Genomic DNA, 12,307 nt, shown 5'->3' on the forward strand with positions numbered 1-12,307 from the left:
TCAGCCGCGAGGGAAGAGGAGGGGCGGAGCCAGGTAGAGGGTCTACGGGCGCGGATGGAATCCAGAGCGCCTCGTCGAAGACGTCACGGACGACCCGGATGGCCGGGTCGGGTTCGCCGTACAGCCCTGCCGCATTGGGAGATCCCACAGGACCCCCGTATTGGAACACTATGAGGCGTGATGCTGAACTCGTTCCCGTCTGACCCCATCGTCGCAGTGGTGTAGCCGTGGACAGATATGCCCTGATGGCACGCTTTGTCCGCAGCACCGCTGGGGCGATCGTCTTCCTCCTCATCGGCCTCGGCATGGTGGCGGGCGCCGTCGGCGCGCTCGTGGCGTACCTGCCCGACGGTGACCGTGACCTGCGCGCGTACGAGTTGGCCACGCCCTGCCCCGCCGTCCCGATCGAGCCTGCCGACTGCCTGTGGAAGCAGGAGTTCACGGTGACGGAAGTCGACGACCCTCGCGGCCGGGGCAAGAGGCCGTACACGGTCCTGACGGACGCGGCCGGCCACCGGTGGAGATCGACGTTCGGCAACCCCGGCCCGGTCTGGGGAGAACTCGCCAAGGGCGACCGTGTCACCGGCACCGTCTGGCGCGGCACGCTGACCGAGATCTCGGAGGGGGACGCGTCCCAGAGGACCGGTCAGGTCCCGGCCGACATGCGCGCGCGGAGCGCCGTGCTCACGCTGATCCTGCTACCGTCCGGCCTGATCCTGGCGATCGTGTGCGCCTGGCGGGTTGCGCGGCGCCGCGCGTCCCCCACCCTGACGCCGGGCCAGAGCGCGACCTTCTGGCTCTCGTTCGGGCTGTTGATGGCCGGACTGATCTCCCCGGTCCCCGCTGCCCTTCTCCCGTACGATGGCGAGTTCGAGCACGCCGAGTTCACCGCGCTCATCTGGCTCCCGATCGCCGGCTTCATGGCCGTTCTCGCCCGTCTCCACACCATCCGCGCGCGAGGCGGCCGACCTGTGACCTGACCGCGATACACCGCAGTTCAACGAGACGATGCGCTCTGGCGCCAGATCAAGTACCCGATGGGAAGCCCCCTGGCGCCCAGCCACCTGCAAGCGTCCTGCAACAACCTTCGCAACCACAGTGGCGAGCGCGTCGATCCCACCCAACCGACCAGCGACAGAAACGGCCCGACCATATTCCGGTCGGGCCGTATCTGGTATTACGAGTGGAGGTGGCGGGAATCGAACCCGCGTCCTTCGGTGATGGGTCAGGGCTTCTCCGGGCGCAGCCTGCTTATCGCTTTCTCAGTCCCGGCGCTCACGCAGGCGTGTCGCCGACGGACTCAGTCGCTGTTTAATTTCCCTACCGGCCCCGCGACCGGGTCGATAGGTGGAGTCTCCTTACGATGCCAGACCCCGGTTCGGAGACGCTACCGGGCTGACAGAGTTCGCTCCTCGCTCAGGCGGCGAGGGCGAACTCGGACTGCTTCTTGTTGGCAGTTATTGGTTTGCTGTCACAGGATTAACGAGGTCACGACAGCAACCCTCGACCCGCTTCCCCTGGCTCGAACGACCGAAGTCGAAGCCGGTCACCCCCATGTTGAGTTGTCAAAGCAGGCGTCCCGGGGGACGTCCGCACGATGACGTTACTAGGGTAACGCGTGCGCGGGCAATCCCATTCCCCGGCCGGACGGGGCCGGACGGCCGTGAGCCCCGGTGGGCGCGGGATGTGCCGCGCCCACCGGGGCCGACCGGCAGGGTCGGGCCGGTCCGGACGGCAGAGCCTCCCCCGAGACGAGGCTCTGGTCTCATCACGGCGACTGAGTCCGCAACCCCCCAAGCGGAGTCTCAGTCACCCGGAAAGACGCACGCGGGCGGGGGGATGGTTGCGTCCCGTCCGTAAAGAGATGCCAAAGCCGGCTCAGGAGCGGCCGCCGCCGAGGAACCTGGCGGCGAGCTTCGCGGTGTTGACGGGGCCTTCGACGGCGATCGCGAAGGCGCGGTCGCCGCTGGACCCGACGAACCAGGAGACGCCCTTCTTCTCGCCGCCCCGCTCGTAGGCGGTGTAGGCGGCGACGCCGGTGACGTCTCCGGCGACGCGGGCGTGGCGGGCGTTGCCGTGGGTGGCGGTCCGGGTGAGGACGCGTTTGAGGCTGGCGATCGCTTCCGGCGGCAGGCTCTGCGCGGGCGGGGCCTGGACGGTCTTCGGGATGTCCCGGAGGACGTACGGCGGCTTCCAGGTGCCGGTGTACGCGGCGGCGGCGACGAGGGCCATGGACAGCGGGCTCACCTCGACGTTGCCCTCGCCGACCATGGTGGCGGCCTTCTCGCCCTCGTTGGCGGGGGTGGGCACGGAGCCGGTGAACGCGGGGACGGACAGGCCCCAGTCCTTGCCGATGCCGAACTGGCCGGCCTCCCGGACGAGGGCCTGCGCGTCCAGCTTGCCGCCGAGCTGCGCGAGGCTCGTCTTGCAGGACCCGGCGAACGCGTTGGAGAAGGTGGTCTCGCCGCGGGCCTTGTTCGTGAACGTCTTGCCGCCGATGGTGAGGGAGCCGGGGCAGGCGGTCTCGGCGGACGGGTCGAGCCGGACCTGGGAGAACAGGGCCTCGGCGGACACGATCCCGAACGCGAGCCCGGGCGGGTAGTGCCCCTCGAACGCGCGGTTCTCGCCGTTCGTCCCATAGTTGGCCGCGGCGAGGACCTCGCCGGTGCTCGGCCGCACCACGACCATGGACGCCGGGTACCGCAGGCCCTGGAGCGTGCGGTCGGCGCGCCGCTGGTAGGTCGGGTCGAGGGTCGTCTGGACCGGCTCGGGCTGCTGGCCCTCCCAGGACCGCAGCTCCTCGGTGTTCTTGCCGGACTCGTCCTGCGCGACGACGCGGATGGTCGGCGTGCCGGCGAGGCGGCGCTGCTGGAGCAGCTGGATGCCGCTGACGCCGATCGTGTCGCCGGGCTGGTAGGGGGCGCCGACCTGCTGGAGCCGGTCGGCGGTGGCCGGGCCGAGGCTGCCGACCAGCTCCGGGGCGTAGGCGGCGGCGATCGGCTCCCTGACCTCCTGGTACTGGAGCCCGGGGATGGCGGCCAGCCGCTTGATGAGCGCGTTGTGCGTCGGGGACTGGAGGGTCAGCAGCGGCAGGAACGTCTGCGGCGGGGCGGAGCGGACCCGGCCGAGCAGGCGGTCGGCGTCCAGCCGGCGGCCGCCGTCGATCTTGGTCTGCTTGGCGAGCAGGTCCAGCGTCTTCGCCGGATCGGCGAGCTGGCCCGGGTACACGCCGAAGTTGTAGGCCCGGACCTGGCTCAGCACGGAGCGGCCCCGCGTGTCGGTGATCGGGGCCCGCTTCGGCACCTCGGTCACCACGGCGAGCCGCTGCCCCGGCTTCAGCTTGGTGTTGATGACGGACGGGCTCCAGACGACCTTCCACTTGCCGTCGACGCGCCGCAGGTGCATCAGCCCCGGGTACTCCCACGGCTGGCCGTTCTCGCCGAGGTCGATCTTGACGGTGAAACGCGCGTCGGCCTCGTCGCCCTTCTTGACGATCTGGTCGACGCCGCCGTCCTCCACCTCGGTGCCGAGGGACAGCCGCAGCGACGCAGCGTCGAGTTGCTGCCGGACGCGGCCGAGCGCCTCCTCGACCTCCTTCTTGTCGGCGCCCACGGTCTTGGAGGCGGCGGCCTCGTAGTTGCCGACCTGCCAGGCGATCAGGAAGTCGCGGACGGCGGGCATCGCGGACGGCTCGGCGCGGGCGCCCGGCATCATGGTCGCGACGAGCGCGCCGCAGACGGTCAGGCCGCCCAGCCCCATCGCGATCGGCCGCAGCGGTATCCGGCGCCGTTTCCGATGGTCCTGGCTGTTCATCGACACCTTTCACCGTCTCCTGAACCGGGCCGCCGCCGCCTTCTGCATCTCGCGGTCGGCTTCCCGCTTGGCGATGGCCTGGCGCTTGTCGTAGGACTTCTTACCACGGGCCAGCCCGATCTCGACCTTGGCCTTACCGTCCTTGAAGTACAGGGAGAGCGGGATCAGCGTCCACCCCGGTTCGGACGACTTGGCGATGATCTTCTGGATCTCGCGCTTGTGCAGGAGCAGCTTGCGGCGCCGGCGCGGCGCGTGGTTGGTCCAGGTGCCCTGGGTGTACTCGGGGATGTGGACGTGCTCCAGCCACACCTCGCCGTCCATGACGTGGGCGTAGCCGTCCACCAGGGAGGCCCGGCCGGCGCGCAGCGCCTTCACCTCGGTGCCCATGAGCACCATGCCCGCCTCCCACGTGTCGTCTATGTGGTAGTCGTAGCGGGCCCGCTTGTTCTGGGCGATGATCTTCCGCCCGGTGTCCTTCTTGTCTTTCTTGCGCCCGGTGTCCCGTGCCACGTCATCAGTCCTTGTCCGGCCCTCGTCAGTCTTTGCCCGGCATCGTCGCGCGCAGGCCGTGCAGCACCGTCCGGGCGCGCCGCTCGGCCGCGTCCGGCGGGCGGTCGGCGGACACCGCCACGTCGGGTTCGATCCCGACCCCGTCGAGGTTACGGCCGCCCGGGGTGCGGTACCGCCCGACGGTCAGCTCGATGACCGACCCGTCGGCGAGCCCGATCGGTTCCTGGACCGAGCCCTTCCCGTATGTACGCGATCCTACGATCACCGCGCGGTCCCGGTCGCGCAGGGAGCCCGCGACGATCTCCGCGGCGCTCGCGGTGCCCGCGTCCACCAGCACCACGAGCGGGGTGTCGGCGTCGCCGGGCGCGGTGACCGCGCGCCGCTGGACGGGCCTGCCGCGCGGCTCGTAGGTCACCACCGGGCCGCCGGCCAGGAACGCCGACGCCGTCTCGACCGCCTCGTCCAGCAGCCCGCCGGGATTGCCGCGCAGGTCGAGCAGCACCCCGCCGGTCGGCCGGCCGGACGGCGCCCGCCCGGTCACGGCGTCCCGGACCTCGCGGCCCGTGCCGCGGCTGAACGCGCCGACGCGGATGCGGCGCGCGTGGTCCGGGAGATCGGTCACGGTGACGTTTCCTCCAGGGACCGGTGTGCGGACGAGATGGAACCGTTCGGTTCGACGGTCGCGCTCGACGGTTAGTTCGACCGGTTCGTCCGGACGTCCGCGCAGGGCCTCCGCGACCCGGGAGATGTCCCAGCCGTCGACCGGCGTGCTCCCCACGGCGGTGACGACGTCGCCCGCGCGGACACCGGCGCGCGCGGCGGGCGTGCCCGGCTGGACGCTCGCGACCACCGTGCGGGCGCCGTTCCCGTCGGCGTCGCCGCCCGTGCCGCCGAGCCACAGGCCGACGCCGCTGTAGCGGCCGGTCAGCCGGCCCTCGACGTCGTCGTACTCGCGGGCCGGGTAGTAGTGCGCCCACCGGTCGCCGAGGCCGCGCAGCATGCCCTCGATGGCGGCGCGGTCGAGCTCGCCGCGCCCGACCGGCTCCGCCGCGCGGCGGCCGATCTTCGTGGCGGCCTCGTCCAGCACGGAGCCGCCGCCCGCGACGGCCGCGTGCCGGTCCGCGCCGGAGCCGCTCACGACTCCGGCGCCGTAGGCGCAGACGATCGCCGCCGCGACGGCCATGCCGCGCAGCACGTGGCCTGGCCGCCTCCTCAGAAACGGCGCGGACCGAGACATGCGGCAAGTCTAGGGCGGCCGGACGGCCCGGATCCGGCACTTCCCCCGGATCCGGACGGCATATCAGATCCGCAGGTACCGGCGCAGCGTCAGGAACGACGCCACGGCACAGAGCAGGACACCGAAGCAGATCGACACCACGATGACCGCGATCACCTGGCTCCAGCCGAGCTGGCTGACGAGCTGCACCTGCCCGGCGAGTCTGTCGATCAGCAGTTTCTTGCTGAAGACCAGCAGGATCGAGGCGAACACGCCGCCGATCAGGCCGGCGATCGCGCCCTCCAGGATGAACGGCATCTGGATGTAGGTGTTGGACGCGCCGACCAGCCGCATGATGCCGGTCTCGCGGCGCCGGTTGAACGCCGACAGCCGGACGGTGTTGCCGACCAGCATCACCGCCGCGATCACCTGGATCAGCGCGATCGTCAGCGCGGCCACCTGCAGGCCGTTCAGGATCCGGAAGAACCGCTTCAGGATCTCCTGCTCGTTGATGACCGTGTCGACGCCGGGCTGGCCGAGCATCGCCTGCGCGACCGCCTTGTACTCCTCCGGGTTCTTCAGCTTGACCCGGAACGAGTCGGGGATGTCGCCCTCACGGGTGCTCTCGACGAACCCGGGCGACCCGGCGAAGCGGTCCTTGAACCGCTCGTACGCCTGCTGCTTGTTCTCGTACTCGACGGCGGAGACCTGCGGCATCTTCTCCAGGCTGCCCTTGAGCGTCTGGCGCTGCTGGTCGGTGACGTCCTGCTTCTGGCAGCTGGGGTTGGAGCTCGTCTTGGCGCACAGGAAGATCGAGACCTCGATCTTGTCGTACCAGTAGCTCTTGGACGCGTCGACCTGCTGACGCAGGAGCAGCCCGGTGCCGAAGAGCGCCATGGCGATGGCGACGGTGATGACGAGGGAGATCGTCATCGTCATGTTCCGGCGGAGACCGATCCAGATCTCCTGGAGAACGAACTGTACGCGCATGCCTCGCTGTCCTTGATCGCCTTTGGTCCGCCCGGGCGCCCGGGACGTCGCCATGAGGGAACGCGGCCCGAAGCGGGCGGTCCCCGCCTTCGGGCTGTCGTACGCCCCGGCGGGAATCGTTGGTTCAGATGGTCAGTACGCCTGGCCGTACACGCCGCGCGACTGGTCGCGGACGACCCTGCCGTCCTCCAGCTCGACGACGCGCTTGCGGAACGCGTCGACGATAGCGGCATCGTGGGTGGCCATGACGACGGTGGTGCCGGTCCGGTTGATGCGGTCCAGCACCTTCATGATGCCGATCGAGGTGGCGGGGTCGATGTTCCCCGTGGGCTCGTCCGCCAGCAGGATCATCGGCCGGTTGACGAACGCCCGCGCGATGGCGACGCGCTGCTGCTCGCCGCCGGACAGCTCGTCCGGCATCCGGTGGGCCTTGCCCTCCAGGCCGACGAGGTCGATCACCTCGGGGACGACCTTGCCGATGAAGCGCCGCGGCTTGCCGATCACCTCGAGGGCGAACGCGACGTTCTCGAAGACGTTCTTGTTGGGCAGGAGGCGGAAGTCCTGGAAGACGCAGCCGATCCTGCGGCGCAGGTGCGGCACCTTCCAGTTGCTCAGCCGGCTCAGGTCCTTGCCCGCCACGTGCACGTGACCCTGGGAAGGACGCTCCTCCTTCAGGATGAGGCGCAGGAAGGTCGACTTGCCGGAGCCGGACGGACCCACCAGGAACAGGAACTCGCCCTTCTCGATGGCGACGTTCACATGCTGCAGGGCGGGCCGGTTCTGGCTCGGGTAGACCTTGGTGACGTTGTCGAAATGGATCACGGCTGCATCACGGCGGTTCGCTGTAGGGGTTGGGGAGCGGCCCGGCCCGCGGCCACGGACGCGTCCGTGAGCACTTGCCTGCGCCGCCCGGCTTCACGACCGGGTGGGACGCGGAGCCTTCGAGCAGTGTAGAGGGGACGGGGAACTACCTCGGCCCACTCCGCACGGTACGGGCATCCGGGGGCGTCACTCCATCCGATCGGTGCGTTCCGTCCGATCAGTGCCATGTGAACCGTCTCCCGACGTCCGGCCGTTTCCTACCATCGAGCTCCCGGACTTGCGGGAACGACCCTACAGTCCGGCTACGCTGGATGATGGCGAAAGATACCTAATAAGTGGACGGACACTGAAGAAGCGGACGCTTCGCCTGCACGGACCCGTACCGATCCCGGAGATTGGGGCCACGACATGAGCTGCGACCATCTCATCTGCGCTCGGTGCTCGAACCCGGTGGTGGAAGGGCGCTGCCCGACCTGCCGGGAGGCCCGGTCGGAACTCCACCGGCACGGGCCGTCCCTGCCGCCCGCGCTCGTCCTGGCGATCCTGGTCGGCCTGCTGTTCGCCGCCCTCGTCCTGCAGCGCGTCTACGGCTAGGCCCCGCCCCGGTCGGGGCCTCGGCTACGGCTTCTTGAGCGGCGGGGTTGCGGCCTTCGTCACAGCTCCGTCGTCGGCGACCATGTGCGCCTTCGGCTGCGGATCGTCCTTCTTCTTCGCCTTGGGCGGGTCGAAGGCGGCGAAGTGCAGCGTCGAGGTGGTGTCGACCTCGTTGCCCTCGACCGTCCCGTCCAGCAGGTGCTCGGCGTCCTCAGGGATCTCCGGCTTGGGGGCGCCCGGCTTCTCGGCGACCAGCGACGTGTTGCGGAACAGCGAGTACACGACCAGCCCGCCGCCGTTCTTCGCCCGCAGCCCGAAGTAGGGGAACGGCGTCGCGGTGTAGACGATCTGGAGCGTCAGGTCGTCCTTCTTGGCCTTCTTCTTGGCGCGCCTCGCGTCCTTGTAGAACCCGGTCGTCACGGCGTTGGAGGCCATCACCTTCGCGGCGACGCTGCCGCCGCCCTCCGCGGCGATCGTCGCCTGGATCCCGCCGACGTCGCGGGGACGGATCAGCAGCGACTCGTCATCGCTGCCCAGCGCCTCCGCGTAGCCGTCCTTGTCGATCGCGACCTTCGGCTCCTTGGCCTTCTTCTGCAGCGGGGCCGCGAGCGTGAGCTTCCAGTGGTCGGACGGCCCGCGCAGGATGAACGCCATCAGCACCCTGCGCCTGCTCTTGCTCTTGGACTCCCCCAGGACGGACCGGTCGACCGACACCAGGAACCACTGCGGGTAGGCGCCGTCCTTCAGCTTCGGCACGTACAGCCTGGGCTTGCCGTAGACGAAGCGCCGCACCGCGTCGCCGTCGTAGGCGGCCTTGCGGAACTCGGCCGCGGTGAGCTGGGACTGGCCGTCGGACGTCCACGTCAGCGCGAGCCGCTCGTCGCCGGCGGCGCGGGCCACGTCCTCGTCGGTGACATAGGTGCGGAACGCCCGCTCGGCGACCTGCGGGGTCAGCGGGACCGGGGCGGGCGGGACCGTCTCGGGCACGCTCGGCTCGGGCCGCGCGACCGCCTTCTCCTCCGCGCAGCCCGCGACCGCGAGCGCCAGGACGAGCGGCACCGCGGCCGCGATCATCCTCAGGAAGCTGTGCAAGGACCCGTCCCCCGGACCGGACTCCCGGCCGGCCGTCGTCGGCCGGCCTCCTCGGCCCGTGATTCTGCCATCCACATGATATTGACCCTACGACCAGGCCGCCCGCCGGGCGACGCGATCGGCGCCGCGCGAGCGGCGACGCGGCGGCCGCGCGATGAGCCGTACCGGGACGCGATAAGCAGTACCGGGACGGCGATAAGCTCGGACCGTGGCAGGCATCGAACCGGAAGAGCAGCTCAAGGAGCTCGGCGCGACACTGTCCAGTATCGAGCAGGTGCTGGACCTCGACGCCATGCGCCGCGACATCGCCGAGCTGCGCGAGCAGTCGGCCGACCCCGACCTGTGGAGCGACCAGGACCGCGCCCAGTCGGTCACGCGCCGCCTGTCGCACCTGGAGAGCGAACTCGGCCGGGTCGAGGGCCTGCGGCAGCGGGTCGACGACGCCGCCACGCTGTACGAGCTCGCCCAGGAGATGGACGACGCCGACACCCGCGCGGAGGCCGACGAGGAGCTCGCGGCGCTGCACAAGGCCGTCCAGCAGCTCGAAGTGCGCACCCTCATGTCGGGGGAGTACGACGCCCGGGAGGCGCTGGTCACCATCAACGCGCAGGCCGGCGGCGTGGACGCCGCCGACTGGGCCGAGCAGCTCCAGCGGATGTACCTGCGCTGGGCCGAGCGGCACGGCTACCCCACCGAGGTCTACGAGACGTCCTACGCCGAAGAGGCCGGGATCAAGTCGACCACGTTCACGGTCAAGGCCCCCTACGCGTACGGGACGCTGCGCGGCGAGCACGGCACGCACCGCCTGGTGCGGATCTCGCCGTTCGACAACCAGGGCCGCCGGCAGACCTCGTTCGCCGGCCTGGACGTCGTCCCCGTCGTGGAGCAGAGCGACCACGTCGACATCGACGAGAACGACCTGCGCGTGGACGTGTACCGGTCGTCCGGGCCGGGCGGCCAGGGCGTCAACACCACCGACTCGGCGGTGCGGATCACCCACCTTCCGACCGGGATCGTCGTGTCCTGCCAGAACGAGCGCAGCCAGCTGCAGAACAAGGCCACGGCCATGAACGTCCTGCAGGCCAAGCTCCTGGAGCGCAAGCGCCAGGAGGAGGCGGAGAAGATGTCCGAGCTGCGCGGCGAGGGCACGAGCAGCTGGGGCACGCAGATCCGCAACTACGTGCTGCACCCGTACCAGATCGTCAAGGACCTGCGCACCGGCGTCGAGGCGGGCAACCCCTCCGCGGTGCTGGACGGCGACCTCGACGAGTTCATCGAGGCCGAGATCCGCTGGATGCGCCAGCAGGAGACGGCCTGATCCCGTCCCGCTCAGGCGGGGTGAGGCGGAGTTCCCCATTCGCAGCGTGACTGCACGGTCACTCTGCGAAGATGGCGCGTGGTCCGGATCAACCGTCGCCATTCGGGGGGCCTCATGGCCGCACGCACACATGTTCCGATCAATCCACTCGCCGGCGCGCTGGGCGGCTGCCTGCTCGTCACGGCGCTGACCGCCGGCTGCTCCGGCTCCGGCTCGCCCGCCGAGGCGGCGAAGGCCAAGGGGACGCCCGCGCTCACCAAGGCGCAGGCCGAGCAGGTGCTCGCCTCCTTCGCCGAAGGGCTGAACCGCGCGGGGAAGCGGCTCAGCGCCAAGGCGCTGCACACCGTCGAGACCGACCCGCAGCTGTCGATGGACGTCGCGGCGCTGAAACTCCGGCGCGCCGTCCGCAAGCCGCCCGGGAAGCTGGCCTTCACCAGCAGCGCGTTCTACATCCCGCGCCTCACCGGCCACCCGCGCTGGTTCGCCGCCGACACCACCACCGGCACCGGCGACCGGACGCTCCGGCACGCGCTGCTGTTCACGCAGGACAAGCCGGGGTCGCCGTGGCTGCTCGCCGCCGACCCCTACATCGCCGAACCGGCCCTGCCCAAGGTCGCCCTCGACCCGGAGGGCTTCGCCACCCCGGTCGACCCCGCCACGCAGGACCACCTCGCCGTCGCGCCCGCGAAACTCCCGCAGGCGCACGCCGCCCTGCTCACCGACGGCCCGAACGCGTCCGGCGCCGCCCTCCTCGCGGACGGGGCGCGCACCAGCGAGACCTACAAGGCGCTCAAACAGGGCGAACGAGCCCTCGCCGGACGCGGCGTCACGCTGTCGTCCCGCTTCACCCCCGCGCCGTACAAGATCTACGCGCTGCGCACCAAGGACCGCGGGGCGATCGTCTGGTATGTCCTGAAGCAGAATGAGGCGTACTCCGCCACGAAACGGGGCAGGCTGTCGGTGAGCGGGGATCTTGTCGGGCTCGCCCCGGCCAAGTCCGCCAGGACGCGCATGGACACCACCGTCCTCGTGCAGTACCTGGCCACCGTTCCACCCAAGGGCCGCGCCACGGTCAACGGCATGTACCGCAAAGCCGTCCTCGCCCACGGCTCCTGAACTCCGTCGGATGCCGGGCGGTCCAGCTCTTCTGACCGCTGCAGCCGGACCGCACCGGCATCCGACGGGCGGTGTTCATTTGTTTTCCCTCGGCGGTCGGGCCTTGGCGGCCCTTCCTTCCACGGGAAAACGGCGATCGCTGCATCGCTCCGGCTCGCCTAGCGGCTCGCTGCGCGATCAGGTTCTCGCTTCGCTCGAACCTGGCTTCGCACGCGATCGCAACGTGGCCCTTGTCGCAACCTGAGCTTACGGACGTGTGCCTTGACGTCCGCGCTCGGTTGCGGCGGCGGCTGAGGCCCGCGCGCCCGGGACCCGATAGTGGCGGGTTCTACACTGGCGCGGATATGTGGGGCTTGTCTCGTATTTCCGGCTGGGTGAGGCGTGCGCGGGGTGGGGTCTGCGGTGGTGGTTGCGGTGGTTGTTGGGCTGGGTGGGTGTTCTGGGGGTGGGGGTGGCGGTGGCGGGGGTGGTTCGGAGGAGGTGAGTGCACCGGCTTTGTCGGGGGGCGAGGCGCTCACGGTGCTTCGGGGGTGGGCGGAGCGGCATAACAAGGCCATTACCTCTGGGGATGAGCGGCTCTGGCGGGAGGCCGTGACGGGGGCGCTTGCCTTGCCTGTCGAGGCTCGGGTTCGGACCTATGGGAAATTGTCCGCTTCTGCGGAGATTTCGCTGGTCAATCCGGTGTTCTATGTTCCTCGGTTAGGGGGCTCCCCCAAGTGGTTCGGGGTTGCCGCGCTGGAGCGGTCTGGGGGTGTTGAGCAGCAGGTTCTTGGGGTTTTCGTGCGGAGTAGTGGTGGGTGGCGGGCGGCGCATTGGCTGACGTTTCGTGGGGAGCC

The 12,307-nt window shown here is 70.2% G+C and carries 10 protein-coding genes and 1 other RNA gene; 4 read left to right on the plus strand and 7 right to left on the minus strand.

Going from position 1 to position 12,307, the window contains the following annotated elements:
* Nucleotides 1-245: 245 nt before the first annotated feature.
* Nucleotides 246-980 (plus strand): hypothetical protein, encoded by a 735-nt coding sequence (locus AB0K34_RS02135; protein ID WP_138638238.1) that lies wholly within the window; start codon nt 246-248, stop codon nt 978-980.
* Nucleotides 981-1,181: 201 nt separating this feature from the next.
* On the opposite strand, the gene ssrA is transcribed toward AB0K34_RS02135, so the two are convergent.
* The 6 genes from ssrA to ftsE form a co-directional block, all read right to left on the minus strand.
* Nucleotides 1,182-1,554, minus strand: a transfer-messenger RNA (tmRNA) gene (gene ssrA, locus AB0K34_RS02140).
* A 324-nt stretch (nt 1,555-1,878) separates the two neighbouring features.
* Nucleotides 1,879-3,813: a penicillin-binding transpeptidase domain-containing protein gene (locus AB0K34_RS02145; RefSeq protein ID WP_301176070.1), complete on the minus strand. Its 1,935-nt coding sequence runs from the start codon at nt 3,811-3,813 to the stop codon at nt 1,879-1,881.
* A 9-nt stretch (nt 3,814-3,822) separates the two neighbouring features.
* Entirely contained in the window at nt 3,823-4,323 is a 501-nt protein-coding gene (gene smpB, locus AB0K34_RS02150) for an SsrA-binding protein SmpB (protein WP_138638240.1), read from the minus strand.
* 25 nt (nt 4,324-4,348) lie between these two features.
* On the minus strand, nt 4,349-5,560 hold the full coding sequence (locus AB0K34_RS02155; RefSeq protein WP_301176071.1) for a S41 family peptidase: 1,212 nt from the start codon (nt 5,558-5,560) through the stop codon (nt 4,349-4,351).
* 63 nt (nt 5,561-5,623) lie between these two features.
* Nucleotides 5,624-6,529: a permease-like cell division protein FtsX gene (gene ftsX, locus AB0K34_RS02160; protein ID WP_138638241.1), complete on the minus strand. Its 906-nt coding sequence runs from the start codon at nt 6,527-6,529 to the stop codon at nt 5,624-5,626.
* A gap of 132 nt (nt 6,530-6,661) precedes the next feature.
* Entirely contained in the window at nt 6,662-7,351 is a 690-nt protein-coding gene (ftsE, locus tag AB0K34_RS02165; protein ID WP_021597771.1) for a cell division ATP-binding protein FtsE, read from the minus strand.
* Between the two features lie 408 nt (nt 7,352-7,759).
* Between ftsE and AB0K34_RS02170 the strand changes: the two genes are divergently transcribed.
* A complete protein-coding gene (locus tag AB0K34_RS02170; protein ID WP_138638242.1) occupies nt 7,760-7,945 on the plus strand; it encodes a hypothetical protein in 186 nt (61 codons plus the stop codon).
* A gap of 24 nt (nt 7,946-7,969) precedes the next feature.
* On the opposite strand, the gene AB0K34_RS02175 is transcribed toward AB0K34_RS02170, so the two are convergent.
* Nucleotides 7,970-9,019 carry a hypothetical protein gene (locus tag AB0K34_RS02175; RefSeq protein WP_364544718.1) on the minus strand — a complete coding sequence of 350 codons (1,050 nt, stop codon included), beginning with the start codon at nt 9,017-9,019 and terminating at the stop codon, nt 7,970-7,972.
* A gap of 226 nt (nt 9,020-9,245) precedes the next feature.
* On the opposite strand from AB0K34_RS02175, the gene prfB reads away from it, so the two are divergent.
* A complete protein-coding gene (gene prfB, locus AB0K34_RS02180; protein ID WP_138642224.1) occupies nt 9,246-10,355 on the plus strand; it encodes a peptide chain release factor 2 in 1,110 nt (369 codons plus the stop codon).
* 114 nt (nt 10,356-10,469) lie between these two features.
* Nucleotides 10,470-11,471 (plus strand): hypothetical protein, encoded by a 1,002-nt coding sequence (locus tag AB0K34_RS02185; RefSeq protein WP_364544721.1) that lies wholly within the window; start codon nt 10,470-10,472, stop codon nt 11,469-11,471.
* Nucleotides 11,472-12,307: the final 836 nt, after the last annotated feature.

Source organism: Actinomadura sp. NPDC049382 (assembly GCF_040677125.1).
GTDB classification, from domain to species: Bacteria; Actinomycetota; Actinomycetes; order Streptosporangiales; family Streptosporangiaceae; genus Spirillospora; species Spirillospora geliboluensis.

What these genes read in the sequence shown, in the direction of transcription:
- AB0K34_RS02135 (WP_138638238.1), top strand. Translation starts at nt 246, where the DNA reads ATGGCACGCTTTGTCCGCAGCACCGCTGGGGCGATCGTCTTCCTCCTC.
- AB0K34_RS02145 (WP_301176070.1), bottom strand. Translation starts at nt 3,813, where the DNA reads ATGAACAGCCAGGACCATCGGAAACGGCGCCGGATACCGCTGCGGCCG.
- AB0K34_RS02155 (WP_301176071.1), bottom strand. Translation starts at nt 5,560, where the DNA reads ATGTCTCGGTCCGCGCCGTTTCTGAGGAGGCGGCCAGGCCACGTGCTG.
- ftsX (WP_138638241.1), bottom strand. Translation starts at nt 6,529, where the DNA reads ATGCGCGTACAGTTCGTTCTCCAGGAGATCTGGATCGGTCTCCGCCGG.
- AB0K34_RS02170 (WP_138638242.1), top strand. Translation starts at nt 7,760, where the DNA reads ATGAGCTGCGACCATCTCATCTGCGCTCGGTGCTCGAACCCGGTGGTG.
- AB0K34_RS02175 (WP_364544718.1), bottom strand. Translation starts at nt 9,019, where the DNA reads ATGATCGCGGCCGCGGTGCCGCTCGTCCTGGCGCTCGCGGTCGCGGGC.
- AB0K34_RS02185 (WP_364544721.1), top strand. Translation starts at nt 10,470, where the DNA reads ATGGCCGCACGCACACATGTTCCGATCAATCCACTCGCCGGCGCGCTG.